Source organism: Campylobacter sp. JMF_01 NE2, assembly GCF_027737365.1.
Lineage (GTDB): Bacteria > Campylobacterota > Campylobacteria > Campylobacterales > Campylobacteraceae > Campylobacter_B.
This window is the reverse complement of the sequence record NZ_JAOVTR010000001.1, coordinates 523,105-549,085: the sequence shown is the minus strand read 5'-3', so window position 1 is coordinate 549,085 and position 25,981 is coordinate 523,105. Positions and strand designations below refer to the sequence as shown.

The 25,981-nt window shown below is 42.5% G+C and carries 26 protein-coding genes and 3 tRNA genes; 15 read left to right on the top strand and 14 right to left on the bottom strand.

Annotated elements, in window-relative coordinates; translation table 11 throughout:
• The first annotated feature begins 134 nt into the window (after window positions 1–134).
• The 3 genes from OFO01_RS03040 (at window position 135) to ilvD (ending at window position 5,108) form a co-directional block, all read left to right on the top strand.
• Window positions 135–1,583 (top strand): hypothetical protein, encoded by a 1,449-nt coding sequence (locus OFO01_RS03040; protein WP_270858698.1) that lies wholly within the window; start codon window positions 135–137, stop codon window positions 1,581–1,583.
• A gap of 264 nt (window positions 1,584–1,847) precedes the next feature.
• The gene (locus OFO01_RS03035; protein WP_270858697.1) at window positions 1,848–3,326 is read left to right on the top strand and encodes an SLC13 family permease; all 1,479 of its coding nucleotides are present in this window, start codon (window positions 1,848–1,850) and stop codon (window positions 3,324–3,326) included.
• A 108-nt stretch (window positions 3,327–3,434) separates the two neighbouring features.
• Complete coding sequence (ilvD, locus tag OFO01_RS03030; protein ID WP_270858696.1) at window positions 3,435–5,108, top strand: dihydroxy-acid dehydratase; 1,674 nt, start codon at window positions 3,435–3,437, stop codon at window positions 5,106–5,108.
• 115 nt (window positions 5,109–5,223) lie between these two features.
• Here ilvD and OFO01_RS03025 read toward each other — a convergent pair whose 3' ends face one another.
• The 4 genes from OFO01_RS03025 to OFO01_RS03010 are packed head-to-tail and all read right to left on the bottom strand — an operon-like array spanning window position 5,224 to window position 8,653.
• On the bottom strand, window positions 5,224–6,156 hold the full coding sequence (locus tag OFO01_RS03025; RefSeq protein ID WP_270858695.1) for a D-2-hydroxyacid dehydrogenase: 933 nt from the start codon (window positions 6,154–6,156) through the stop codon (window positions 5,224–5,226).
• Window positions 6,156–7,340, bottom strand: coding sequence for a glutathionylspermidine synthase family protein (locus tag OFO01_RS03020; RefSeq protein WP_270858694.1), 1,185 nt, complete (start codon window positions 7,338–7,340; stop codon window positions 6,156–6,158). The genes OFO01_RS03025 and OFO01_RS03020 overlap by 1 nt, the downstream gene beginning before the upstream one ends.
• Window positions 7,341–7,394: 54 nt before the next feature.
• On the bottom strand, window positions 7,395–8,000 hold the full coding sequence (locus OFO01_RS03015; protein ID WP_270858693.1) for a UPF0323 family lipoprotein: 606 nt from the start codon (window positions 7,998–8,000) through the stop codon (window positions 7,395–7,397).
• On the bottom strand, window positions 7,997–8,653 hold the full coding sequence (locus tag OFO01_RS03010) for a DNA-binding protein (protein WP_270858692.1): 657 nt from the start codon (window positions 8,651–8,653) through the stop codon (window positions 7,997–7,999). The genes OFO01_RS03015 and OFO01_RS03010 overlap by 4 nt, the downstream gene beginning before the upstream one ends.
• A 192-nt stretch (window positions 8,654–8,845) precedes the next feature.
• On the opposite strand from OFO01_RS03010, the gene ccoG reads away from it, so the two are divergent.
• From ccoG to OFO01_RS02985, 5 genes are all read left to right on the top strand, one after another.
• Window positions 8,846–10,207, top strand: a complete 1,362-nt coding sequence (ccoG, locus tag OFO01_RS03005; protein WP_270858691.1) for a cytochrome c oxidase accessory protein CcoG — start codon at window positions 8,846–8,848, stop codon at window positions 10,205–10,207.
• Window positions 10,207–10,836, top strand: a complete 630-nt coding sequence (locus tag OFO01_RS03000; protein ID WP_270858690.1) for a TetR/AcrR family transcriptional regulator — start codon at window positions 10,207–10,209, stop codon at window positions 10,834–10,836. Before ccoG ends, OFO01_RS03000 begins: the two co-directional genes overlap by 1 nt.
• Before the next feature lie 4 nt (window positions 10,837–10,840).
• Window positions 10,841–11,590 carry a hypothetical protein gene (locus OFO01_RS02995; RefSeq protein WP_270858689.1) on the top strand — a complete coding sequence of 250 codons (750 nt, stop codon included), beginning with the start codon at window positions 10,841–10,843 and terminating at the stop codon, window positions 11,588–11,590.
• A 151-nt stretch (window positions 11,591–11,741) separates the two neighbouring features.
• A complete protein-coding gene (locus tag OFO01_RS02990) occupies window positions 11,742–12,353 on the top strand; it encodes a flavodoxin (RefSeq protein ID WP_270858688.1) in 612 nt (203 codons plus the stop codon).
• Between the two features lie 8 nt (window positions 12,354–12,361).
• Window positions 12,362–12,964, top strand: coding sequence for a DUF4405 domain-containing protein (locus OFO01_RS02985; protein WP_270858687.1), 603 nt, complete (start codon window positions 12,362–12,364; stop codon window positions 12,962–12,964).
• A gap of 42 nt (window positions 12,965–13,006) precedes the next feature.
• On the opposite strand, the gene OFO01_RS02980 is transcribed toward OFO01_RS02985, so the two are convergent.
• From OFO01_RS02980 to OFO01_RS02955, 6 genes are all read right to left on the bottom strand, one after another.
• Complete coding sequence (locus OFO01_RS02980; RefSeq protein ID WP_270858686.1) at window positions 13,007–13,567, bottom strand: Fe-S-containing hydro-lyase; 561 nt, start codon at window positions 13,565–13,567, stop codon at window positions 13,007–13,009.
• A 10-nt stretch (window positions 13,568–13,577) separates the two neighbouring features.
• Window positions 13,578–14,423, bottom strand: coding sequence for a fumarate hydratase (locus OFO01_RS02975; protein WP_270858685.1), 846 nt, complete (start codon window positions 14,421–14,423; stop codon window positions 13,578–13,580).
• A 130-nt stretch (window positions 14,424–14,553) separates the two neighbouring features.
• On the bottom strand, window positions 14,554–15,384 hold the full coding sequence (locus OFO01_RS02970; protein ID WP_270858684.1) for a pyridoxamine kinase: 831 nt from the start codon (window positions 15,382–15,384) through the stop codon (window positions 14,554–14,556).
• 36 nt (window positions 15,385–15,420) lie between these two features.
• Window positions 15,421–16,320 carry an EamA family transporter RarD gene (gene rarD / locus OFO01_RS02965; protein WP_270858683.1) on the bottom strand — a complete coding sequence of 300 codons (900 nt, stop codon included), beginning with the start codon at window positions 16,318–16,320 and terminating at the stop codon, window positions 15,421–15,423.
• A gap of 122 nt (window positions 16,321–16,442) precedes the next feature.
• Window positions 16,443–16,985 (bottom strand): DUF4405 domain-containing protein, encoded by a 543-nt coding sequence (locus OFO01_RS02960; protein ID WP_270858682.1) that lies wholly within the window; start codon window positions 16,983–16,985, stop codon window positions 16,443–16,445.
• Window positions 16,986–17,067: 82 nt separating this feature from the next.
• Window positions 17,068–17,787: a TerC family protein gene (locus OFO01_RS02955; RefSeq protein ID WP_270858681.1), complete on the bottom strand. Its 720-nt coding sequence runs from the start codon at window positions 17,785–17,787 to the stop codon at window positions 17,068–17,070.
• 298 nt (window positions 17,788–18,085) lie between these two features.
• Between OFO01_RS02955 and thiD the strand changes: the two genes are divergently transcribed.
• Window positions 18,086–18,883, top strand: coding sequence for a bifunctional hydroxymethylpyrimidine kinase/phosphomethylpyrimidine kinase (gene thiD / locus OFO01_RS02950; protein WP_270858680.1), 798 nt, complete (start codon window positions 18,086–18,088; stop codon window positions 18,881–18,883).
• A 2-nt stretch (window positions 18,884–18,885) separates the two neighbouring features.
• On the opposite strand, the gene OFO01_RS02945 is transcribed toward thiD, so the two are convergent.
• Both OFO01_RS02945 and leuC read right to left on the bottom strand, forming a co-directional pair.
• The gene (locus OFO01_RS02945; protein ID WP_270858679.1) at window positions 18,886–19,299 is read right to left on the bottom strand and encodes a VanZ family protein; all 414 of its coding nucleotides are present in this window, start codon (window positions 19,297–19,299) and stop codon (window positions 18,886–18,888) included.
• A 54-nt stretch (window positions 19,300–19,353) separates the two neighbouring features.
• The gene (gene leuC / locus OFO01_RS02940; protein WP_270858678.1) at window positions 19,354–20,619 is read right to left on the bottom strand and encodes a 3-isopropylmalate dehydratase large subunit; all 1,266 of its coding nucleotides are present in this window, start codon (window positions 20,617–20,619) and stop codon (window positions 19,354–19,356) included.
• A 95-nt stretch (window positions 20,620–20,714) separates the two neighbouring features.
• Between leuC and OFO01_RS02935 the strand changes: the two genes are divergently transcribed.
• The 6 genes from OFO01_RS02935 (at window position 20,715) to OFO01_RS02910 (ending at window position 25,713) form a co-directional block, all read left to right on the top strand.
• Window positions 20,715–21,239, top strand: coding sequence for a nitroreductase family protein (locus tag OFO01_RS02935; protein ID WP_270858677.1), 525 nt, complete (start codon window positions 20,715–20,717; stop codon window positions 21,237–21,239).
• A 3-nt stretch (window positions 21,240–21,242) separates the two neighbouring features.
• Window positions 21,243–22,559 carry an NFACT RNA binding domain-containing protein gene (locus tag OFO01_RS02930; RefSeq protein WP_270858676.1) on the top strand — a complete coding sequence of 439 codons (1,317 nt, stop codon included), beginning with the start codon at window positions 21,243–21,245 and terminating at the stop codon, window positions 22,557–22,559.
• A gap of 49 nt (window positions 22,560–22,608) precedes the next feature.
• Window positions 22,609–23,370, top strand: a complete 762-nt coding sequence (locus OFO01_RS02925; RefSeq protein ID WP_270858675.1) for a phosphatidate cytidylyltransferase — start codon at window positions 22,609–22,611, stop codon at window positions 23,368–23,370.
• The gene (dxr, locus tag OFO01_RS02920) at window positions 23,364–24,449 is read left to right on the top strand and encodes a 1-deoxy-D-xylulose-5-phosphate reductoisomerase (RefSeq protein WP_270858674.1); all 1,086 of its coding nucleotides are present in this window, start codon (window positions 23,364–23,366) and stop codon (window positions 24,447–24,449) included. Before OFO01_RS02925 ends, dxr begins: the two co-directional genes overlap by 7 nt.
• A gap of 121 nt (window positions 24,450–24,570) precedes the next feature.
• Window positions 24,571–24,646 (top strand) — tRNA-Val (locus tag OFO01_RS02915).
• A 59-nt stretch (window positions 24,647–24,705) separates the two neighbouring features.
• Entirely contained in the window at window positions 24,706–25,713 is a 1,008-nt protein-coding gene (locus OFO01_RS02910; RefSeq protein ID WP_270858673.1) for a hypothetical protein, read from the top strand.
• 86 nt (window positions 25,714–25,799) lie between these two features.
• Here the strand turns inward: OFO01_RS02910 and OFO01_RS02905 are convergent.
• A tRNA-Asn gene (locus OFO01_RS02905) sits at window positions 25,800–25,874 on the bottom strand.
• Between the two features lie 12 nt (window positions 25,875–25,886).
• Window positions 25,887–25,971, bottom strand: a tRNA-Leu gene (locus OFO01_RS02900).
• Window positions 25,972–25,981: the final 10 nt, after the last annotated feature.

Genomic DNA, 25,981 nt, shown 5'->3' with positions numbered 1-25,981 from the left:
GAAATATCCTAAATTTTGATTTTGATTAATGGCGAAATTATATCTTTGTTTTGGTTAAAGATAGATAATTTAAAATTTTATTATTTTTGGTTACAATGTCTTTTTGAATTTAATCCAAATTTTAAGGAGAAGCTGTGAAAAAATTTCTTGTTCCCATAGTGGCTGTAATCGTGCTAATTTTGGGTTTTGCCTTTTTGCCAAGCAAAGATAAGGGCGAGAGCCAAAACGAGCCAAAAGTAGAGCAAAGTGCGCCCGCAAACCCTATCGCTAAGGCTATTGATAGCGTAGTTGGCAACAAAGCAGGCGAGCTAGCCGAAAAATACATTAACCAAATGCTAGAAAATAGCCAGTTTTTCGAGGTCAAAGAGCGTAAATTCGACCGAGGCGACAGCTCGTCTGCTGGATATTTTATCGGCGTGATTAAAAAACAAACCCTAAAAGATCAGCTAGTCGCAGTCGTAGCTAGCGTGCATGGCGAGACAGAAGCTAAGGATTTGCAAAAGTTAAATTCCGAAATGGATGAGATTTTCCCGCAGGATTTGGAGTTTAGGTATGATTATACTATCGCGCACAGTGTCGCAAATATCGCTGATGGCGCGCAAATCGAGGGCAAAATCAAAGTTTTAACCCCACACTATGCTGAAATTTTAAAACAATTTTTCAAAACCGAGGAAATCGCTACAAACCGCGTCACAATCGCAACTGATATTAAATTTATCACTCAAATAGCAGACGCCGAATACTCAAACGAGGGGGTGATGATAAATTTAAGCGGGCTAAATTTTGGCGGAGTTAGCGATTTAAATGGCGAAATTTTTAAAACCCTAAATTTGAGTTTGGATAAATTTTTCGTTTATGGCGTAGAGGGTGTGGATATCGAAATGCAGGGCCTTAACTACGATATGAAATACAAAAACGGCGTCAAAAATGGCGCAGAGCTAGTGGATTATTTTTTAGCTGATATGAGCTATACTTCCAGCCTTAAAAACGCCCTAATCACCGTGGAGGGCGATAGATTTATCGTCGCAAATGACGCTTCTAGCGAGGGCGAGACTAGGATTAGTGGCGGAAAATACTTCATGGACGATAAATCGCGCATAGCAAGCCTCAAAGTCGCAGATGTGCTAGTGCGAAATGTCGCAATCGATAGCGACATCGCTATGAGCGAAAAACTTTACCGCGAGCTTGCATTTGCGAACCAAAACAAAGCAGAGGAACTAGCGAAAAATCCGCAAATTTTAAGAGATTTGCTCAAAGATGATATTTCGCTAAATTTGAAAAATTTATCCTTCGAAAACAGCATCGGCAAAAAATTTAGCCTTAGCGCAAAGGGCGTCGTGGGCGATTTCGTCGATGAGGAGACGCTGTTTGCGAAAATGAGCGCCAGCGGAAGTGCTAAAATCGACACAAGCCTTAGTGAGTTTATCTCTGATTACGATAGCCTGCGCCCGTTCGCACCGCTAATCGAGCTGTATTCGGCGCAGTTTTTACGCCCTGAGGGAAATGGCGTAAGGCTTGATTTTAGCTACGATAAGGCTTCAAATTTATTGCAACTAAACGGCGAAAATATCCCGCTTCAATAATTTTTAGGTCAAATTTATGCGCGCAGAGCGTTTAAATTTGACCATTACACATTTTAAATTTGTGAAAATTTGTAATTTAAATCAAATTTAAAGGATAAAATTTATTAATATTATTTTATAAAAATTTTAAAATTTCGCTAAATTTTAAAATTTTGTTACCATAAGTAACGCACAAAAAAATTTTCAAATTTTATTTAACGCAATTTTAATAAATTTCCAACCTAATTTTGTATTATTCATAAAATCTTACAAAAAAGGAGTAACATGCCTGATCAAATCAAGGTGCGTGGGCACAACTTCCCAGACCTAGAACCGCAAAACTCGGAAGAAGTTGCGGAAGTAGCGCAACTAACCGATGTTGATTCGTTTCCGAAGCGTGGCATTATCATTGCGATAGTAGCGGCGTTGATCGCATTTGCGCTTTACAATGTCTTGCCGTTTGAGCCAAATGTCAAAAAAGGCTTGGCGCTTTTGGCATTTATCGCGATTATGTGGCTTACAGAAGCTGTGCATATCACGATTACAGCGCTTATGGTGCCAGTTTTGGCTGTGGCGATTGGGATTGGTAAATTTGGCAAAGACGGCGAATTTACGGCTTTGACGCTAAAAAATGCCTTGGCAAATTTCGCAAACCCTACGATTTTTACATTTTTTGGTGGATTTGCCCTAGCTACGGCACTTCACATGCAAAAACTCGACAAAAAAATCGCAACCTGGCTTATCCAAAAAGCCGGCGGACGCCTTGGTGTGGCTGCGATTTTGATATGTATCACAACTGCGCTTTTATCAATGTGGGTATCAAATACCGCAACTGCTGCGATGATGTTACCGCTTGCGCTTGGAATTTGCGCAAATTTGGACGCAAAGAAAAAAGAAGATCGTGGCACAATCGTCTTTTTACTCTTAGGAATTGCCTATTCAGCTAGTATCGGAGGACTTGGCACTATCGTTGGCTCACCGCCAAACATTATCGCAGCTGAGGCTTTGGGCTGGAATTTTGCTGATTGGATGAAGGTTGGACTTCCGGTAATGCTTTTAATGCTTCCATTAATGTTAGTGGTGCTATATTTGGTCTTCCGCCCAAATTTAAATCACAAAGTAGAGATCGAGCTCGAAGAAATTCCGTGGAACAGACAACGCATACTTACCGTCATAGTTTTCGTAATCACCGCGTTTGCGTGGATTTTCTCAAAAGACATCAGCAAGGTAATCGGCTTTAAAATCGACGACTCCTATGTCGCTGTGTGCGCTGCAATCGCTGTGGTAATGCTAGGCCTTGCTAAATGGCACGATGTGGCAGAAAACACAGAGTGGGGTGTTTTGATGCTATTTGGTGGAGGACTAACGCTAAGTGCGGTGCTAGGCATGTCAGGGGCTTCTGGCGTGCTAGGAAACCTAGTAGCTGATACCTTCAAAGACGCGCCTGTGTATTTGGTACTCTTAGTAACTGCTGTATTTATCATCTGCCTTACAGAATTTACTAGTAACACTGCCTCGGCTGCGCTTTTGGTGCCTGTTTTTGCGGGCGTAGCAGCTCACATGGGCTTGCCGAAAGAAACACTTACAATCGTAATTGGTATCGGCGCAAGTTGTGCCTTTGTAATGCCAGTAGCGACTCCGCCAAATGCCCTAGTTTTTGGCACTGGCATGATTAAACAAATGGATATGATTAAAGCAGGTGCTTACCTAGCCTTTGCTGGTGCGGTGATAGTATCGCTTTATGTTTATCTATTTTTTGCATAAAATTTAGTTGCGAGATTTTCTCGCAACTACTAAATTCTGCCAAATTTCACCTGCTAAAATTTATTAAAATTTTGATAAAATCACAAAATTTCATTTCAAAGGATTTTTATGAGAAGCGATATCGTTAAAAAGGGCTACACACGCACACCGCACCGCTCACTTTTTCGCGCGACAGGATTAAAGGACGAGGACTTTGATAAGCCGTTTATCGGCGTGGCAAATAGCTTTATCGAGTGTATTCCGGGGCATTTTTATCTCAACGAATATGCCAAAATCGTAAAAGATGAAATTCGTAAAAATGGCTGTGTGCCGTTTGAATTTAATACAATCGGCGTCGATGACGGTATCGCAATGGGGCATAGCGGAATGCTCTACTCGCTACCAAGTCGCGAAATCATCGCAAATTCGATAGAAACCGTGATGAACGCTCATAAACTAGACGCCCTGCTTTGCATACCAAACTGCGATAAAATCGTGCCCGGTATGATAATGGGAGCTTTGAGAGTAAATGTGCCTACGATTTTTGCTAGTGGTGGCCCAATGGCCGCTGGCAAGGGGCTAGGTGGCGAACAAATCGATTTAAATACCGCATTTGAGGCTGTTGGCGCATACGAAACTGGCAAGATTAACGAAGAAGAACTCAAAGCTATCGAGTGCGCGGCATGTCCTGGCGGAGGAAGTTGCTCTGGTATGTTTACTGCAAACTCAATGAATACCCTATGCGAAGCTCTTGGAATCGCACTTAAAGGCAACGGAACGATTCTAGCCCTTACGCCTGAGCGCGAGGAATTACTGCGCGCAGCTGCTAGAAGAATTTGCGAAATTGCGCTTGATGAGAGATTTAAAATCCGCAATTTAATCAACGAAAAATCGATCCGCAACGCCATGGTTATGGATATGGCAATGGGTGGAAGCTCAAATACGATTTTGCACATGCTCGCAATCTCGCGCGAAGCGGGCGCGCCGCTTGATATCGCGGAATTAAACGAAATTTCACGCAGTGTGCCTCACATAGCCAAAGTCAGCCCAAGCCTACCTGGCGTGCATATGCAAGATGTGCAAAAAGCAGGCGGGCTAGGTGCTATAATGAAGGAAATAAGCAAATTTGATAGCTCTTTGCTTGATTTAAATTTACTCACAATCAGTGGCGAAAGCCTAGGCGAGCGTATCACAAACGACGATATCAAGGACGAAAACATAATCCACACCGTAGCAAACGCGTATTCCAAGCGTGGCGGACTAGCGATTTTGTTTGGAAATTTGGCCGAGCAAGGCTGTGTCATAAAAGCAGCCGGAATCATCGGCGAGCACAAATTTAGTGGCAAGGCGATTTGCTTTAACAGCCAAGACGAGGCAATCGAGGGGATTTCGGGCGGAAAAGTGCAAAAAGGAAATGTAGTCGTCATACGCTACGAGGGCCCAAGAGGAGGGCCTGGTATGCAAGAAATGCTAAGCCCAACTAGCCTAATCGTGGGCCGTGGGCTAGGTGCTGATGTCGCGCTCATCACAGACGGGCGTTTTAGTGGCGCAACTAGGGGATTAAGTATCGGTCATGTAAGCCCAGAAGCAGCCGAGGGCGGTATGATAGGGCTACTCAAAGACGGCGATATAATCGATATCGATGTGGATAATTTCAGCATTAATGTCCGTCTAAGCGACACAGAAATTGCCGCTCGCCGTGCCGCGTGGAAATACGAGGGCAAAAAGGTCGAGGGCAGATGGCTTCGCCAATACCAAAAACTAGTAACCAACGCCAGCAGCGGCGCAATACTAGAAGCGTAGATTTAAATATAAAACCCTTTTTTAAATTTTAAAAAGGGTTTTAAAAATGATTAAATTTAGATTTTATAAATTTTGCAAAATTTTAAAATTTAAAGGGCAACTTTGCCCTTTAAATTTACGCATTTAAAAATTCTTTGATATTTCCTGCGATTTTGGAGATTAGCAGTTTGCGCGCTTCCACGCTCGCCCACGCAATATGTGGAGTAAGGATTAGATTTGCCTTGTTTTTCACGCCAAGAAGCGGATTATCAGCGTTAATCGGCTCTTTTTCGACCACATCAAGACCCACGCGAAGTCCCATTTCATCGATAGCCCATGCCAATGCACTCTCATCGGCGATTCCGCCACGACCAAAGTTCATAAACACAGCGCCCTTTTTCATTTTAGCGATTTCATCTTTGCCGATTAGCCCTTTTGTTTTTTCGTTTAATGGAGCATGAACCGTGATGATATCGCACTCTTTGAGCATGGTATCCAAATCTACTCTTTTAAACTCAGCGTCATCGTGCGCCCCGCTTGTAGAGTAGTAGCAGACATTTGCGCCAAAGGCTTTTGCTATGCGCCCTACTTCGCGACCGATTTCGCCAAGGCCGATTATGCCGAAATTCTTGCCAGAAATTTGATCAATTGGCGCGTTTAAATGTGTGAAAATTTCACTCTCACACCATTTTTTCTCGCCGTATTCGGCATAGTATCTCACATCGTTTAAAAGCGCTAGAAGCGTAGCAAAGGCTTGTTGAGATACGCTTTTGGTCGAATACCCAGCGACATTTTTCACAGGCACACCATGCGCTGCTGCCGCTTCGGAGTCGATATTGTTCGTGCCGGTTGCGCTTACGCAAATTAACTTTAAATTTGTCTTTTCGAGCACCTCTTTTGTGATTAAAACCTTGTTTGTGATGACAATATCAGCGCCCGCCAAACGCTCGATTGTCTGCTCTGGCTTGGTTTTCGGGTATGTTACAAGCTCGCCTAAGGCCTCGAATTCGCTAAAATTTGCGTCGCTTCCTAATGTGTCAGCGTCAAGTAAAACAATTTTTGGTTTCATTACTCCACCCCTTTGATGTAGTGACCGACAAATTTAGAATAGTTGTCGATGATATCTGCGCCCTTCCTAAATCCAAGCGCACAGCCTTCAAAGGCGTAAAACACCCCAGCTTGATATTTTGCGCCGCTTTTATCAGTGTTTAAATTTGCGAATTCTTGATATAAGAAATTTTGGTTTGCGTATTCGCCACCATTTTCTTTGATTTTTTTACCATCTTCATCAAAAATACTCACATTTGCCCCCTCGCGCCCAAAAAATGGCTTTTTGACCATTTTTTTGCCGATTAGTGGCTCGCACGCGCTTTCTAGCAAAAGCGGGTGATTTGGGTATAAATCCCATAAAATTTTCATTATTCCCTTGCTTTGGAAAAGTAGCGTGTATGCGGGGTTTAAGATGATTGCCTTTTGGTTTTTCATTATGTTTTTTAGTATCAAGGCCAGCTCGCCCTCCTCGATAGCAATCGCCTCCCACGGGATTAGCTTGCACCAATACTCGTAATTTTCGCCACCAAAAAATACACCCTTCTCGTCGTCAAACTCGACCTCGTGCGCGTATGCAAAGGCTGTCTGAAAGCCCGCTTCATCGGCAGCTGTTTGCAAAAGCCTGATTGTCTTTTCGTCCTCATCGCTTCCAGCGACCGAGCTAAACAAAATTTTCCACCCCTCGTAAAATTTATCAAATTCCTCCAACTCTCCGCCCAAAACGACAAGGCGTTTGAAATTATCACTAATCGCAGCGAAAAGCTCGTTAAACTGCGCCATTTCATCAAGTCCGTTTTCTTTAAGTAGCGCCCACTGGATAATCGCTGTTTCAAACACAGCTGTTGGGGTATCGGCGTTAAATTCGAGCAGTTTTATCGGCTCGCCGTCTAATCCGCCCGCGAAATCAAACCTGCCATAAAGGTGCCAATGCACATCGTTTTCCCAGCTCATTTTGATAATTTCTACTAGATTAAAGGGAATTCCAAGCTCGTGAAAAAGGTCATTATCTATCACATACTGCGCCGCAGCGATAAACATATCATACAGCTCGTTTGCCGCCTCATAATAGGCGTTTGCCTCCTCTGCGCTCACGCGGACGACCTCATCTGCTATGTATGCTGATAAATCCGCGTCAGTGTGCCACGAAAAGCCAAGTTTTTCTAAAAATTCATTGCTTAGCGGGGTTAGTTTTTTGAGTTTCATCTATTTCCTTGAATTTTAAAATTTAGCCTAAATTTGGGCAAATTCGGGGCAAATTTAGCCACCAAATGCGCTACCGCCACTTTTTGTGGGCGCGCTTTTCTCGCCTGATTTTGAGCCGAAAAATCCGCTTTTGCCACTTTTTGCTTTGGCATTATTTGCCCTAGCCTCTTTGAAGCTATTTACGCTCCTTGAATACGCGCTAGGGTTTTTAAAGGCTGTTTGTCTGTGCGCTTGATACGCTGGCGAGCCAAAGAGTTTCGAGCCTATCCACGAGCCGATGATTGCCCCTGCTGCACTTGCTAAAATCGCCTCGCCAAGGCTATATCCGCCACTAGAAATTTCGGCGTTTTGATTGGTTAAATTTGAAGTGCCAGCGTCGATTTTGGCGTTTTCCTCAGCCAAAAGTGCATTTGTCTCAGCCTCGCTTAAAATTCTCTCGCTTCCGTCCAAGCTTTTTAAGATAATTTGCGTTTTTTCGCTAGGAAATTCCTCTAAAATTTTATATTTTCCGGGCGCTACTTCCTCGATTCTAACTAGCGCGCCCTCTTGAATACGAAGCTCTGAGCCTGTATTTTCGCGCTCGCAGCCTGCCAAAGCACCAGATAAAATCAGTCCGAAACCGCCCACAATCGCATAACTTGCAATTTTTCTAATTTTCATTTTTTTCCTTTTAAATTTTTGATATCTAAACTCTTATGCACCAAAAGTTCATCGCCAATGACCCTGATTAGCTCGTTTGCGCCGATATTTTCGATGATTAGGCTTTGGGCTTTCATCCGTTTTTTGCGCCCTAAATCTAGGCTTTTGATAAATTTCGCTAGGCTTAACCACTCGTTTTCATCGAAAATTTGCTCTTTTACCTCGACATCGTATGGCTTTTTTTCGCGCGCACTCTCGCCGATTAGGGGCTTTTCAAAAAACGAGAGAAAATACCCAAGCTTCTCATCTCGCTCTTTATACATGAGCTTGATTTCTTCTTTTGATGAGATTAAAATTTCCTCTTTTTCGCGGTAAAGTTTGTCTTTATCATTTTGTAAGGTTTGGATTTGTTCTTTTAGTTCGGCGATTTCTTTGATTAAATAATCAATAAAATTTTGGTTCGAATTTTGCGGGGCAGGTTTTGAGGGGCGCACTTTTGCGCTGTTTCCTTGTGCGCTAGAATTTGAAATTTCGTCATTTTCGTCTTCTAAAACGACATATTTTACGCCATTAATCTCTGTCGTGCGAATAGAATTTCGCCTGATTCTATTGTAAATCGCCTCTTTTGAAACACCCAAAATTTCGGACGCTTCGCTTATAGAAACCTCTCTCATAATTCGCCTTATCCGCGTTGAAATTTTAAAACTGGGTATTATGGCGAAATTTGCCTAAAAATGGGCTTTAAATATCAAATTTCACAGACAAATTCAGATTTTTTTCGTGAAAAAATATCCAAATTCTATAATTTTAATATGTAATTAATCTTTTAAGAGTAAAATCGTGCATTTATACAAAAAGGACATTTCATGGAGAGTAAAATCTCGAAATTCAGGCAGAAGCGCTACTTTTTTTACACTATCGCTTCGCTGTGGCTTTTCATCATGCCGTGGCTTCAAATAGGCGGCAAGCACCTATTTTTAATCAGTTTTGAAAAAAAAGAAATCCACCTTTTTTTCAACACCTTCTCGACGCAAGAATTTTTCTTAATGCCGTTTTTGATAATCTTCTTTTTCATTTCGATATTTTTCCTAACCACGCTTGGCGGGCGCGTGTGGTGTGGCTGGGCCTGTCCGCAAACGATTTTTCGCGTGATTTATAGAGATTTAATCTGCACTAAAATTCTTAAAATTCACGGCTCTATCACAAACAAACAAAAGGGCGAAAAAGGCGGCGCAAAGGGCGTTATCGCGGTTGCGCTTTTTGCCATTGTTGCGCTGATTGCAGCCTCAAATTTGCTCTGGTTTTTCGTGCCGCCACAAAGCTTTTTTGCCTATCTAGGCGAGGCTGGCGAGCATAAACTTCTCTTTGGTATCGTGCTAGGATTTGCAGCGTTTTTGACATTTGATATCACATTTTTGGGCGAGAATTTCTGCGTTTTCATCTGCCCTTATGCAAGGATTCAATCAACCATGCTTGACGAGGATTCTTTGGGCGTGATTTACGATGATATCAGAGGTGGCGCAGTTTATGACGAGCATAAAAATTTAATCTCAAACAAGCCTGCTAGCGGGGATTGCACCGGCTGTCAGGCATGTGTGAGGATCTGTCCGACACATATCGATATCCGCAAAGGCATGCAGTTAGAGTGCATAAACTGCCTAGAATGCGCCGACGCGTGCTCAAATGTAATGAGTAAGCTTGGCAAAGCCCCACTTATCAACTGGACGAGCCTAAATGCGCAAAAATCGCAAAGCAAGGTTAAATTTATGCGATTTCGCACGATTGGCTATATCGGCGTGCTAGCCGCTGCGCTAATCGGGCTAGTGGTGATGAGTGGCACAAAAGAGAGCATGCTTTTAAACATCAATCGCAACACCCAGCTCTATAAAATCGATTTCGACGATAACGGCGAAAAAATCGTCAAAAACAGCTATACATTTTTATTCGAAAACACCCATAGCGAACCGCACAGCTTCTTTTTTAGCGTAGATAACGAAAATATCAGCATTTCTCGCCCAGACGAGCCTGTAAAGGTAAGCCCTGGCAAAAAGGCAAAAATCATAGTCTCGCTTACAAGCAAGGCAAATTTGAGCCTTGAAAATGAGCACGATAATGTCGTTTTACCGCTAATCATCAAAGCCTACGCGGTTGATGATGAAAAAATCAACATTACACGCGAGAGTGTGTTTGTCTATCCGCAACAAAAATTTATCGACAGGAAGGATTAATGGCGCAAAAATCAAGGTATTATAAATCGCAAATTCGCATAGAAAAGATTTTCGAGGTGGCCACAGAGCTATTTTTACAGCGAGGATATGACAGCGTCAGTCTAAATGATATCGTCGCTATCAGCGGTGGCTCGCTTGCCTCGATTTACAAATATTTCGAAAGCAAGGAAAATTTGTTTTTGCATGTGGTCGAATTTCACACCCAAAGGCTTGATAAAAAGCTAGATAATCTGCTTAGCTTAGACGAAAACCTCGCGCCACAGGAATATTTGAGCGAATTTGCTCCGATTTATTTCGACTTTATTTATAGTGCCGAAAATCAAAAATTTCTAAAAAATATCCTGCTTGGAACCTCAAAAACCTTTGGTTCCATGCTAAAAAATGTCTCCAAAATCTTCTTAGATACCAGCACGCTTGCATTTCCAGCGGGGCTTAGCGATTATTTTAGGGCGCATATTGATGAGTTTGATAGCGCAGATCCTGAGTATTTGGCACGCTATTTTTGCTTTTTGCTTCGCGAACCGCACTTCAACCGCCTTATATTTTTCGGCGAAGAGCCAAATTTAGACAAAGAAAATTTCATAAAAGACCGCATTAAAATCTTTTTGCACGGCGTGAAAAAGCAATAAATTTATGCGAAATTTAGCGAAATTTAGCCTTTTGGCGTTTTTGTGCGTGGGCGCGTTTGGCGTGGATTTATCCAGCGTGGCAGAGAAAATTTACGCCAACGAAACAGGGGCGAAAAAATCAAATTTAATCCACTGGAATAGTGGCGAGAATTTCCCGTCCTTGGGGATCGGACACTTTATCTGGTATAAAAAAGACGAAAAAGATAAATTCGAAGAGAGCTTTCCAAATTTAGTGAAATTTTATAAAATTCGCGGCGTTAAACTTCCAAAAATACTGCGCCTGCACTCTCACGCGCCTTGGCAGAGCAAAACCGCGCTTGATGCGCTAAAAAAATCAGGCGACGCGGATTTGATAGAGCTAGAAAATTTTTTGTATCAAACCAAAAATTTGCAGGTAGAATTTATCTACGAAAGGCTTCAAAATTCCCTAGAAAAAATGCAAAATTTAAGCGACAAAAAAGAGCATATCAAATCGCAGTTTTACCGCGTCGCAAGCTCACCAAATGGGCTTTACGCGCTCATTGATTATGTCAATTTCAAAGGCGAGGGTATAAAAGAGAGTGAGCGATACAGAGGCGATGGTTGGGGGCTAATGCAGGTTTTGGAGTGCATGAGCGCGCAAAAAGAGGCAATGAGCGAGTTTCGCAGGTGCGCGAAATCTCTCTTAGAGCGCAGGGTGGCTAACGCGCCCACAAACCGCGATGAAGCGCGCTGGTTAGCTGGCTGGCTAAAACGCTGCGATACATATAGATAAATTTTATATTTTGCTTACGCAAGCCCGTGATACTGCGCCGAATTTTAAATTTGGCAAATTTTGCAGGATTAGGCAATGAATTTAGAGAATTTTTCTAACAAAATTTTCGCTTTTTTTATATAATCTTTGAAATTTTAACTAAGGGGCAAGTATGAAAAAAATCCTACTTTTTTTTCTTTTATTTTTCTTTGGCTGTGCGGGAAATGCCGCTGACACGAAGGTTTCACAAGGATTTAATATGAGTGGTAAAAAGGTGCTAATCGCGTATTTTTCGCGCGCAGATGAGAATTATCAGGTGGGCTATATCGAGAAGGGAAACACCGAAATTTTGGCTGAGTATTTAGCTGAGTTTAGCGGTGGCGAACTCTTTAAAATCGAAACTATCGCGCCCTATGCCAAAGAGTATCAAGCCGCGATAGATTTTGCTAAAAGCGAACAAAAACAAAAAGCAAGACCCGAAATCAAGCCGTTTGATAAAAATTTAGCTGATTTTGACGCCGTATTTTTGGGCTTTCCTACTTGGTGGGGCGATTTGCCAATGGGTGTTTTCACATTTTTAGAGGGGGAAAATTTCGCGGGCAAGCCAATTTTCGTCTTTAACACGCACGAGGGAAGTGGGCTAGATAGGACTATCGGCTCGGTCGAAAAAGCGACAAAAGCCAAGGTTTTGGGCTATTTTAGCCTATATGGAAGCGTGGCGCAAAATCAAAGAGAGAAAGCCAAAACCGAGCTAAAAGCGTGGTTTGATGAGATTTCAAAATAAATTTTGCAATGAAATTTAATAAAAAATCATTTTACTGGGGCGCGATTTTCGCCCTAGTTTTGTGTATGAATTACAAAAAATTTGGCGAGATAGCGCATGAAATTTTGGGCTTAATTTTAATCTTTTTCGCCCTTTTTCACGCCTTTTCGCGTCGTAAAAGCTTAGCCAAATTTAGGGTGCGAAACGCCCTAAATTTCGCCCTTTTAGGCTCATTTTTAGCCACTTTTGCAAGCGCTGTTTTTCTTAGCGAGCATATTTTTTCGTTTATTGATTTTGGTTTTGGCTCGGATGCGGCCAAAAATATCCACATGTTTGCCACGCACGCGCTGTTTTTGCTAAGCGCTACGCATTTGGGGTTAAATTTTAGAATTTTTGCAAATTTGCTTAGCATTAAATTTAATAAAATTTTGAAATTTTGCCTGTTTTTGGCGCTTTTGGCTTTTGGAATTTATTCGTTTGTGGATCTGCATTTTTACGAATATCTGTTTTTTAAAACCGGTTTTGGATTAGAAAACAAAAATACATTTTTATTCAGCAGTGCCGAATATTTGGCGATTTTTGCGGCTGTTATGCTGGGCGTAAGAGCGATAAATTTGAGATTTAAATTTTAGGGTTAAATTTTAAAATTCTAGGGCAAATTTGCCCTAGATGGATTAGATTTTTTTGTATGGTGCTTGACCGACTTCGTAGAAGTTGTTTCCCTCGCAATCAATTGCGACAATCGCTGGGAAATCCTCGACTGTTAGTCTTGCCACGGCCTCTGGGCCAAGCTCAGGGTAAGCTAAAACCTCGTATTTTTTGATACTTTGGCTAATTAGCGCGCCAGCTCCGCCAATAGCTACCATATAAACACAACCTGATTTTTTCATAGCTTCAACTACTGCGTCGCTTCTATAACCCTTGCCGATCATGCCGTTGATACCCACTTCGTTAATCATTGTTGGGGTGTATTTATCCATACGACCGCTTGTAGTTGGACCTGCTGCGCCTACTGCTTGACCTGGTTTTGCAGGTGTTGGGCCAAGATAATAAATAGTCTCGCCAGCTAAATTTACAGGCAGTTTCTCGCCACGAGCCAAAGTCTCAGTCAAAGCCTTGTGAGCAGCGTCGCGTGCTGCGATGATTGTGCCTGTGATTAGGACATTATCACCAGCTTTTAGGCTTTTTACTACATCTTTATCAAATGGAGCTGTTATTCTTTTTACTTCTGACATAATTATCTCCTTAAAGTTCAGCACTTGCGTGGCGTGCTGCGTGGCAATTGACATTAATAGCTACTGGAAGACCTGCGATGTGAGTTGGATACCACTCTACATTTACTTTAACAGCAGTGTTTAGACCGCCTAGACCTTGTGGGCCAACGCCTGTTTGTCTAGCAAGCTCTAATAGCTCGTCTTCTAGTTTTGCGTATCTTTCATCTGGGTTTCTGCTATCTACTGAGCGAACAGCTGCTTGTTTTGCAAGAAGGGCTGCTTTGTCCATTGTGCCACCAATTCCTACGCCAAGAACCATTGGAGGGCATGAGTTTGGACCAGCATATTTTACAGCTTCAAGGAATACTTTTTTCACACCCTCTACGCCGTCAGCTGGAACAAGCATTTTTAGCACAGATTTATTCTCGCTACCAAAGCCTTTTGGAGCAACTGTGATTTTTAGTTTTTCGCCTGGGACTATGCGCATGTTAATAACAGCAGGAGTGTTGTTTGTGGTGTTTTTGCGCTCAAATAGTGGCTCAGCTACAACTGATTTTCTTAGGTAGTTATCAACATAGCCGTTTTTAACGCCCTCGTTGATAGCGTCCTCGATATATCCGCCCTCGATATGCACATCTTGACCAAGTTCTACGAAAACTACCGTCATACCTGTGTCTTGGCAGATTGGAGCTACGCCTTTTTCTGCAAGATCAGCATTTTGAAGCAATTTGCCAAGGATTTCTTTACCGATTGAAGAAACCTCAGTCTCTTTTGCTTTTTCAAACGCTTTTCTCATATCTGGCGTTACTACATAACAGGCTTTTTTGCAAAGCTCTGCAACTGTTTTAGAGATTTCACTTGCTTGGATTGTTCTCATTGTATTCTCCCAAAAAATAGTGATTAAAGATTATACCTTTTTCAAATTTAGCAACCACTTAAAATAGTATAAATTTATGCATTTAATTTTTAAAAATAAATTTCAAAGCCAAAATTTTAAAATTTGGCCTTTAAATTTTCCTTACAAGCTCAGGAATTACAAGCTCAAATTTCACTCCGTCGCTGCGCCTCCACTCGCTATCGCTCATAGTCTCTTTCATTGCGCTTACGACGAAATCAGCGGCTATGCGGATTGCGGTTTGGAGGGATTTGCCACGCATTAGCGCACCAAATGCAACCGAGGCAAAAATATCGCCTGTGCCGTTGTATTTCACAGGTAGTAGCTCGTGGAAATACTCGCTCACACGCCCGTCTTTGGCGTCGTAGCTAAACACACCACACTGCTCGCTTATGTAATTAATCCCCTTTAAAATCACCTTTGACGCGCCTAAATTTTTTAGCCCTTCAAGCAAATCAAAGATAAATTCCCTCTCGGCTTTTTCTCGGTATTTCACCCCGACCATTGCGCAAGCTTCCGTGATATTTGGCGTAATCACATCAGCACTAGCGCACAAAAGCGCCATCATACGGGCAAAGTCGCTATCAAATCCGGGGTAAAATTCGCCATTATCGCCCATACACGGATCGACTAATATCGTCTTTCCACTTCCACCAAATTCCATAAAAAGTTCGCTAATAAGCGCGATTTGTTCTTGCGAGCCCAAAAATCCAGTGTAAATTCCGTCAAATTCCACCCCATGCTCGTGCCAATGCGACATTATGGGGCGCAAATCTTTGGTAAGATCGCGAAATGTAAAACCGCTAAATCCAGTATGCATAGAAAGCACCGCCGTAGGCAAAACGCTAACGCTTAACCCCATTGCGCTAATCACTGGCAAAGCAGCGCTAAGCGAGACCTTACCCACGCACGAAATATCTTGAACACTAAGAACTCTTTTCATCTACTTCCTTGATTAAATTTTTGCGCCATTTTACAGTTATTTTGCCTTAATGTAAAATTTAGCCCTTTTTGCGCGTTTTATAGAGATAATCGTATCAGCCACCAAAAAGCAAATAGCGATAAATAGGCAAATCATCAAAATATACGAATCAGGCTCGATTTTTTCGCCCAAAAGCAAAGAAACGCCTAACATCAAAAGTGGCTCGACATAGATTAATAGCCCAAAGAAATTTATCGGAATTAGCGCGCTTGATAAAATTTGAGCCAAAAGTGCAGTCGCGCTTAATAGTGCCAAAACCGATAAAAGCGTGTAAATGTTTGGATTTTGCACCGCGACTGCGCCAAGGTCAGTGTTGCTTACAAACCACAAACAAAACGGCAACAAAAGCGCGATTTCTAGGGCGAAACTGCTAGCCCCTTCTAGCCTGAAATACCGCCTTAGGCAAAAATACAGCGGAAATCCAATAAAAACAATCGCGCTATGCCACGACGGCGCGCCTCCGATTAGGATTTTTGAAAACACCCCAATCACCGCAAAGCCCACGCACAGAGCTTTTAAGCGCGAAATTTTCTCGCCAAAAACAAGATTGCCAAAAATCACCATGGAAATCGGCATTATAAGGTATCCGATCGAGACTTGCAGTGCGTAGCCGTTACTTGGCGCCCACAGATACAGCCACATCTGAATTCCCATTGTAGCGGAAGTCGCAAGTAAAATTATGAGTAAAAACGGCTTTTTTATCAAACGGACAAGTAGCTTTTTCATCTCTGTTTTTTTACCGCCTAGCACCAAAAACAGCGCCACTATCGGAAATGTCACTAGCATGCGGTATCCCAGCAACTCCTGCCCACCAAGAGGCTGCATGAAAACCGACATATAATAAATGCTCGCAAACCCGATAGAAGAAAACAGCGATAACGCGATACCTTTTAACATTTTTAAAATTTAGCCTTGCTAAATTTGACCCTTCCCTGAAATTTTAAATTTGGGATTTTATTAAAATTTGACTTAAAAAATAATGGCTGAATTTTGGCAAATTTGAAATTTGCCAAAATTTATTAGTGAGAATTTTTGCCTTTTTGCGCGCCGCCCGCCTCGCCTTTTGGCGCACGAGCCGGCAAAAGTGCGTTTAGGATTTCGCCCTCTTTGAGATTATATTTCGCACACGCTTCGCGCAAATTTAGACTTTCGTCGAAATTCGCTATACCCTTGCTCTCTAAAAATGCGCTAAATTTCGCATTATCCGTGCCAAATGCGCCTTTAAATTTGCTAATTTCCAAATTTAGAGCCTGCATATACACAACCCTAGCTGGATTTCCAGCCCCACTAGCGCCTTTGAGGCTGTATCCAGCGTATCCACAGCTAAGCACTATAATAGCGCAGATTGCAAGCCCCTGCCAGCCTTTAAAATAGAGTTTAAAAGGTTTGAAATTTATGAAAATATGCACCAGCGCAAGGGCTAGCATAGCCATGCCAAAGTATTCGTGGAAATTTTTCATAACCCCACTTTTTAGCCCAAAAAACATACCAGCCCCACTAAATGCAACGAAGCCAAAAACAGCGATTAAAAGCCCAGTTCCTACAAATCTAAGCGGTTTCAAAATAGCTCCTTTTGTAAAATTTAAAGGCGATTTTAGGCTAAAATTTTAACCCCAAAATCGCCCGAATCTAACCGAAGCTAACCTAGTTTTTCTCAGATTTTTTGCGCACTTGGATATTGATGAGCTCGACCACGAGCGAAAAAAACATAGAAAAATAAATATAGCCCTTTGGGATATGAAACCCAAGACCGTCTGCTATGAGCGAAACACCGACCAAAATCAAAAACGAAAGCGCAAGAATTTTTATCGTAGGATTATCATCGACAAATTTCGCAATCGCCCCACTAGCAAACATCATCACAGCCACGGCGATGATGACAGCTAGTATCATTACAGGCAGGTGCTGTGCCATACCCACAGCCGTAATCACGCTATCGAGCGAAAAGATTATATCGAGCAAAGCGATTTGAATTAGCGTGCCACCAAAGCTGGCCTTTTTCTCATCTATCCGTTCTTCGTGGCTTTCGCCCACGGCAGAAGAGTGGATTTCGAGCGTGGATTTTACCAGCAAAAACAAACCACCGCCGATTAGCACCAAATCTCGCCCACTAAAACCATGCCCAAACACGCTAAATAGCTCTTTTGTCAGCCCCATTACCCAGCTAAGGCTAAGCAGAAGCAAAATTCGCGTAATCATCGCAAGAGCTAGCCCCATAATGCGAGCTTTGTCGCGGTTTTCCTGAGGCAGGCGCGAACACAAAATCGCTATGAAAATTATATTGTCTATGCCAAGAACGATTTCTAGCCCAGTTAGCGTGGCTAGGCTTATCCACGCCTCAGGGGAAGCTATCCAATCAAACATTTTAATCCTTAAATTTAAAATAAACTCGCTATTATAGCGATGAAAATTTAATTTTTAGCAAGTTGAAATTGTATAAAATTTTGGAATTTTTGGGAATACTGAGTGTGAAATTTATTGTTGAATTTTTTAATTGCCCACCGCTAGGAATTTTGAAGTCTAATCTTTTTTTGCGGGGGCGGCGCTCAGAGTTGCGAGGCCCGCCCGCCCCCGCACCCCCACCTGGGCGACGCTAGCGGTGGTGTTTTATAAAAGCATGTGCATACTTTTATAAAACACGATTTTTTTACAAGGAAAATTTATGAAAAAAGTTCTTACAATCGCGGGTGTCGATAGTAGCGGCGGCGCAGGTATTTCAGCCGATATCAAGACCATAACCGCCCACAAAATGTATGGCGAAAATGTCATCACAGCCCTCACCGCCCAAAATACGCTTGGCGTGCAAGGCGTGCTAAATATCGAGCCTAAATTTGTCGAAGCCCAACTAGAAAGCGTATTTTGCGACATCGTCCCAGATGCTGTGAAAATCGGCATGATTTCTACTGCCCAAATTGCGCAAACCATAGCCAAAAGCCTTAAAAAATTTGGCGCGCGAAATGTCGTCACAGACCCTGTCATGGTCGCTACAAGCGGTGGTGTGCTAATGCAAGATAGCGCAATGAACGCGCTAAAATTCGACCTTTTTGGCATTTCAGCGATTATCACGCCAAATATCAAAGAAGCAAGCGCGCTAAGTGGCGTTAAAATCGAAAATTTCGACGATATGAAAACAGCTGCGCTAAAAATCGCCGAATTTTACGGCGGAGCGATTTTGGTTAAAGGCGGGGACCTCGCAAATACTGGCGAAGCACGCGATATTCTTTACGAAAATGGCGAATTTAGCGAGTTTAGCGCGCCCAAAATCATCACTAAAAACACTCACGGCACAGGTTGCACACTCTCATCAGCTATCGCTTGCGCCCTAGCAGCGGGGCTTGGCGTAAAAGAAGCAGTTGGTAGTGCGAAAGAATTCGTCCGCACTGCGCTAATGCAAGATTTGCACATTGGCAGGGGCAACGGCGCGATAAATCACTATTTTCGAATCCCAGAGATGTTTTAAATCTAAATTTGGCGGAATTTTAAAATTTCGCCAAATTTTACCCCCAAAAATACCCCAAAAACATTTAAAATCAAATCGTCAAGCTCGAAAATTCCGCTTTTAAAGACAAATTGTGAAATTTCGATTATTAGCGAGAGCAAAAGGCCAAAAATCAAAATTTTTCGCATGCTAAAATTTGAGAAAAAGTATCGCGCAAAGAGCCCAAACGGCACAAACCAAATAATATTTCCAAAAAACAGATAAATAAATTTTAAAGCCCCCAAATCCCAAATTTTGGCATAATCCGCAAAGGGTGTAAAATTATACTCGCCAGCTTGGAAAATTTTGCTAAGAGTAAAATTCGCCCTAAAAATCGTGATTTTAAAGAGCGCACAAAGATAAATTATAAAAAGAAAGCAAGCTTTGGATTTTTTCATTTGAAATTTAAAATTTGGATAAATTTTGCCATTAAAAAATGGCAAAATTTTAAGTTACAAATCCCTAGGATCTGCGATTTTACCAGCAATTGCGCTAGCTGCTGCGACGGCTGAGTTTGCTAGATAGACTTCACTCGTGCGATCGCCCATGCGGCCTACGAAGTTGCGATTTGTCGTGCTCACACATCTCTCGCCATCGCCCAAAATGCCCATATATCCGCCAAGGCACGCGCCACAGGTTGGGTTGCTCACAACAGCACCTGCTTCGACGAAAATATCCCACAAGCCCTCTTTTTGCGCTTGTAGGGCGATTTTTTGCGTAGCTGGTGTGATGATAAGGCGAGTTTTGCGAGCTACTTTTCTGCCTTTTAAAATCTGCGCTGCTATGCGAAGATCGCTTAAACGCCCATTTGTGCAGCTTCCGATGAAGACTTGATCGACTGCGATACTATCTTTTACCGCCTCTCTCACGCTTTTGCCGTTACTTGGCAAAAATGGATAAGCAATCACTGGGTCTAAATTCGCAGTGTCGATTTCTAGGACGCGCTCGTAGTTTGCCCCCTCGTCTGAGTAGTGAAATTTCGGCTCGCTTCGTAGCGTTCGCCCAGCCAAAAATTCTTTTGTTACCTCATCGCACGCCACGATTCCGCTCTTTCCGCCAGCCTCGATCGCCATATTACAAAGCGAAAATCTACTATCCATATCAAGGTGCGCGATCGCCTCGCCAACAAATTCTAGCGCCTTGTAGCGTGCGCCATCAACGCCGATTTGGCGGATTACTTCAAGTATCAAATCCTTGCCGTAAATGTGCGCGCCCGGCTTGCCTTTGAAAACCACTTTTATGCTTTCAGGCACCTTAAACCAGTTTTTGCCCGTTATCATCGCATAAGCTAAATCGGTGCTTCCCATACCGGTAGAAAATGCCCCAAGTGCGCCATGCGTGCAGGTGTGCGAGTCAGCTCCTATGATGACATCGCCTGGGACCACTAGCCCTTTTTCAGGCATTAGGGCGTGTTCTATGCCCATATCTTTTTCGTCAAAATAGTTTTTCAGGTTGTGTTTGTAGGCAAATTCGCGTGAAATTTTGGCTTGATTTGCGCTTAAAATATCCTTTGTAGGGATATAGTGATCCATTACGATCGCAAAGCCATCAGGGTTAGCCAAAGCCTTTGCGCCGCTTAGCTCAAACTGCTTTATCGAAATCGGCGTTGTGATGTCGTTGCCGATGACCATATCGATTTTGCTCTCTACGATTTGCCCTGCACTGACCGCTTCGCCCACATGTTCGCTGAAAATTTTTTCTGTGATTGTCTGTTTCATAACCTGTCCTTAAAAAATTTGGGCTAAATTCTATCAAATCTAACCATAAAACTTTATAATAAAAGGTATAATTTTGCTTTTGGAAAGGAAAAATCATGGAAATTTTAGAGATTTTAAAAGCCAGGCGCAGTGTGCGAAAATACGCTCCCAGCGAGATTAGCGACGAAATTTTAGACACAATCTTAAAGGCTGGTTTGCTAAGTCCAAGCGGACATGCAAGGAAATCTTGGGAGTTTATCGTGGTCAAAGATAAAGCAAACCTCGCCAAACTAAGCCTTGCGCGCACGGGCGCAGCCGATATGCTAAAAGGCGCAAATGCCGCTGTGGTCGTAATCGCCGATGAAAGCGCGCAAGATGTCTGGATCGAGGACGCCTCTATCGCTATGGCCTACATGCACCTGTGCGCGAGCGCGCTAGGCGTGGGAAGCTGCTGGATACAATGCAGACTGCGCGAGGCGCAAAACGGCGCGAGTAGCGAGGAATACCTGCGCGAAATTTTGGGTTTTGAGGGGAATTACAGAGCCCTAGCGATTTTATCACTTGGAGATCTAATCTCCACGCCCGCTCCACACAAGCTAGAAAAGCTAGAATTTAGCAAAATTCACAAAGAGAAATTTTAGGTTATGAAATACCAGCACCTAATCCAAATTTGCGAATTTTTGCAAAATTTCAAAACTCTAAGCCACATAAAGCGCGTCGGCGATAATCTTTTTAAGCTTAGCTTTGATAGCTACGAGCTGTTTTTTGATATGAATAAAACCGCGTGCAATATCCATAAAAACGGCTCTTTCGTGGAAAATAAAATTTACAAAGCACCATTTGACGGGGTTTTGGCTAAACGGCTCGTAAAATCGAAAATTTTGCAAATTTGTGTAGTGGAAAATAATAGAATTTTGCATATCAAAACCGAACTAAAAGCCAGCTACAAGGCGTTTATCACAAATTTATACTTTGAATTTACAGGGCGATTTACAAATGTCATCATCACCGATGAAAAGGGCATCATACTCGAAGCGCTCAGACATCTAGATAACGATGTGCGAAGCGTGCGCGTGGGGCGGGTTTTGGCGCCACTTCCACCATACAAAATCAAAGAAAAAAATGTAGAAAAAATAGAGAATTTCGATGAATTTTTCGTGGGCGAGTTTGAAAAGCTAAATTTGGCAAATTTGGCCCAAATTAGAAATTCAAAATTAACCCAAATTGATAAAAAAATCGAAATTTTGCATGCAAATTTAAATGCCGTGCCAAAAGAGAGCGAACTTTTAGCAAAAGCCGAAAATTTGGCAAATCTCGGGCAGGTATTATCGGCGAATTTGTATAATTTAAGCGACTGGCAAAGAGAATTTTGCCTAAATGACGAAAACGGCGAAAGCGTGGAATTTCGCCTAGAAAATCCGCCAAAAATCGCAATGAACGAATTTTTTAACGAAGCAAAAAAATTGCGCCAAAAAGCCGCAAATTCGCATATCCAAATCGCAAATTTAAACGAAAAAATCGAATTTTACGAAAATTTGAAAAATTTAATCGCAAACGCAAAAAGCGTCGAAGAGCTTGAAATTTTGCTCCCCAAAAAGCGAATTAGCGCGAATTTGAAGGAAAAAAACGCCGAATTCGTGCAGAGCTTTTATATCGGCGAGTTTAAAATCAGCGTGGGCAAAAACGAAAAAGGCAATGAATTTTTGCTAAAAAACAGCGCCAAAAACGACTTTTGGTTCCATTTAAAAGACCGAGCTAGCGCGCATGTAATCGTCCAAACAAACAAACAAAATTTAAGCGAAGAAATCGCGAAATTCGCTGCTAAAATTTGCGTAAATTTTAGCGTCAAAGAGGCTGGAAACTACCTCGTTGATTACACCAAACGCCTAAATGTAAGCCCCGTGAAAGGCTCGTTTGTGCATTATGTGGATTATAAAACTATCGGCGTTTTAAAGCCGTGATAAGGCGAAATTTTATATAATCTCGCGAAATCAAATCTAAGGAATTTTTATGAAACAAAGACTAGTAACTGGCGGAATTTTGCTCGCCGTTTTTTCTGTTTTAATCCTGATAAATAGCAGATTTATCAACTTTTTCGTTTTTGCCATAATGCTTAGCATAGGGCTTTTGGAGAGCTACAAGCTCTATGGGCTAAAAAATGTCAGCCTCAAATGGCTAGCCCTTGCGCTCGCATTTTTCGCGCTAATTCCGTTTGCCCAAGACGACGAGCCATTTATCAGCGCGGTTAAAGTATGTATCGCCTCGGTAGTCGTGGCGGCCTCAATCGTGGCTTTTAAAAAGCTTGAAAACGCGAAAATTATCCTGCCTTTTATCTACCCTTTCGCTCCGATTTGCCTAATGTGGGCGGTTTATGATGATTTGGGGATTTTCCACTTCGTCTGGCTTATCATTACGATAATCGCCTGCGATAGCGGTGCGTATTTCGCCGGCAAAAGCTTTGGCAAAACCCCATTTAGCCCTAGTTCGCCAAACAAAACCATTGAAGGCATCATAGGCGGAATAATCTTTGCCTTTATCACAAGCTTCATTTACGCGCGTATTTTCACAAACCTGCCGCCGCTTGAAATTTTATGCAAGACCCTAGTTATCGTGATTTTTGGCATTTTTGGCGATCTATTTGAAAGCTATCTCAAACGAAGCGCAGGCGTCAAAGACAGCGGCAGTTTATTCCCAGGACACGGTGGCGTGCTAGACCGCATTGACGGGTATATGTTTGGCGCAGTGGCTATGGTGGTCGTGTATTCATGGTAGTGCTAGGCTCGACTGGCTCGATTGGCACAAACACCCTAGATATCGCGCACAAAAAGGGAATTTTAATCGAGGCTTTGGCGTGCGGGAAAAATGCAAGTTTGCTAAACGAGCAGATTGCTAAATTTCACCCTAAATTCGTCGCTATCGGCGAAGAAAGCCTAAAATCAGCCGTCAAACACGACAAGGTTTTTGTCGGTATGGAGGGGATTTTGGCAATGCTTGAAGAGTGCAAATCTAGCACCGTCGTAAATGCCCTAGTGGGCTTTGCTGGCATGCTCCCTAGCCTAAAAACGCAAGAACTTGGCAAAACGCTATGCCTAGCAAATAAAGAAAGCCTAGTCGTGGGCGGGAAATTCCTTGAAATTTCAAAAATTCACGCCATTGACAGCGAGCATTTCGGGCTAAAATTTCTAATCCAAAACGCAAAAACCCCTATTTCTAGGCTCATCATAACAGCCAGTGGCGGGGCGTTTTACGATACTCCACTAACCGAACTTGGAAGTGTGAGCGCCAAAGACGCGCTAAGGCACCCAAACTGGCAAATGGGTGCAAAAATCACAATTGATAGCGCAAGCATGGCAAACAAGCTTTTCGAGGTAATCGAGGCGTTTTGGCTATACGGCACGAAAAATATCGACGCCGTGATCGAGCGCACATCGCAAATCCACGCCCTAGTCGAGTTCATCGACGGCTCGACCACAGCGCACATTAGCGAGACTGACATGCGCCTAGCCATAGCGCACGCTGTTTTAGAGGGCGCGATTAGCGAGCAAATCGTAAAGCCCGTGAATTTGCTGGATTTAAAACCGATTAAATTCGCTCCAATCGACACGCTAAAATACCCTATTTTTGGGCTCAAAGACGCGCTTTTGGATAATCCAAATTTAGGCGTGGTGATAAATGCGGCAAACGAAGTTGGCGTTTATGCGTTTTTAGAAGGGCGGGCGAGATTTAGCGATATTTCGCGCGTAGTGCTAAAATCCGTGGAGAAATTTCACTCGCCAAACACCCCAGACACGCACGCTCTAATCGAAATCGACCGAAGCGTGCGAGCGTATGCAAATGAGCTTTTGCGCTAAATTTGAAAAATTTGGCGCAAAATTTGGCGCAAAATTTAAAAATTTTGGCAAATTTGATTAAATTTTACATTTTTTAAATTTTATATTAGCTTTTTTTGCTATAATGCAAACTCTTATTTTTGGCCCCGTAACTCAGTTGGTAGAGTGTCACTTTGACATGGTGGAAGTCGTTGGTTCGAGTCCAATCGGGACCACCATTTAATCGAGTTTTAACTTCAAATATTTCAAATTTATCTGTGCAATTTAAAGGAAAACCATGCTAAAAGCCAAACAGCTAAAAATGTGGCAAAATGTAAGCAAACATTTAAGCAAAATGAGCGATGATACGCAATATCGCGCGCAGGTCGAAGCACGCCTGTATAAGGGCATTACGCCAGAGATTATAGATAAAATTTACAGCCAAATTCCATGTCAAAACAGCGTAAATTTAATAAGCCAAATCACAAAACTCGACTTTTCACACAATGAATTTTTGGCAAAAATTCAAACCGATGCCATAAATTTAGCCTCAAATTTCACAGCATACATTTTAGAAAACTACGCCAAATTCGCCGATAGCGCGCATGGACGCTACATTTGCTCAGACACCTTTAAGGAGCTGTTTATGGCATGGGTGCGCAAAAACGACAGAGCACTTGTAAATGACGCCTTGCATAACACTTCGGCGGTTTTGGGCGCGACGCAGTTTGATGAGATTTTAAAATCCTGCGAAGAGAGCAAAACAGAGGCTGTTTTTATCACTGGAATCCCGGGTGCTGGCAAAAGCGCTAGCGTAAAAAATTTTATGTCTAACCCAGATATCAAACTCATTTTCGAAGGACAGCTAGCAAACCCAGCCCCAAGTATCCCCAAAATCGAAAAATGCTTACAAAATGGGTTAAATGTCACAATCTGCGTTCTTCATATCGCCCCAGAACGCGCGCTAAAAAACACTTTTGCGCGATTTGAGGCATACGGTAGAGGCGGTAGTATCACGGTGATGTCGAGCATACAAGGCAATCTAGGCACTGGACTAGCGCATATAGCGGAGTATTTCGCAGATAAAATCAATATAATCGCTATCGACAGAGACAGAGGCAATGAGGTAGTGCAAGGTTTCACACAAGTCCAAAATCTCATAAATATCGGCTCGAAAGATGAAATTTTCGCTCGCCTTAGAACGAAATTAAACAGCGACTTCAAAAACGGCAAAATCAGCGAAGAGTGCTTCAATCAAGCAGATAAGACAAATTTGATGAATATCATGCGCTCTGGTGAGAAATAAAATTTTTAAAAAGGGTCAAATTAGGGGTCAATTAGTTTCCTTAAACTTCGCAAACTACGATAAAATAGGGATTTCATAAGATAAAGTGGCTCCGGATGCTGGATTCGAACCAGCGACCAAGCGGTTAACAGCCGCCTACTCTACCGCTGAGCTAATCCGGAACGAGTATTAAATGGTGCGGATGAAAGGACTTGAACCTTCACGCCGTAAAGCACCAGATCCTAAGTCTGGCGTGTCTGCCAATTTCACCACATCCGCAAAAAAGAAA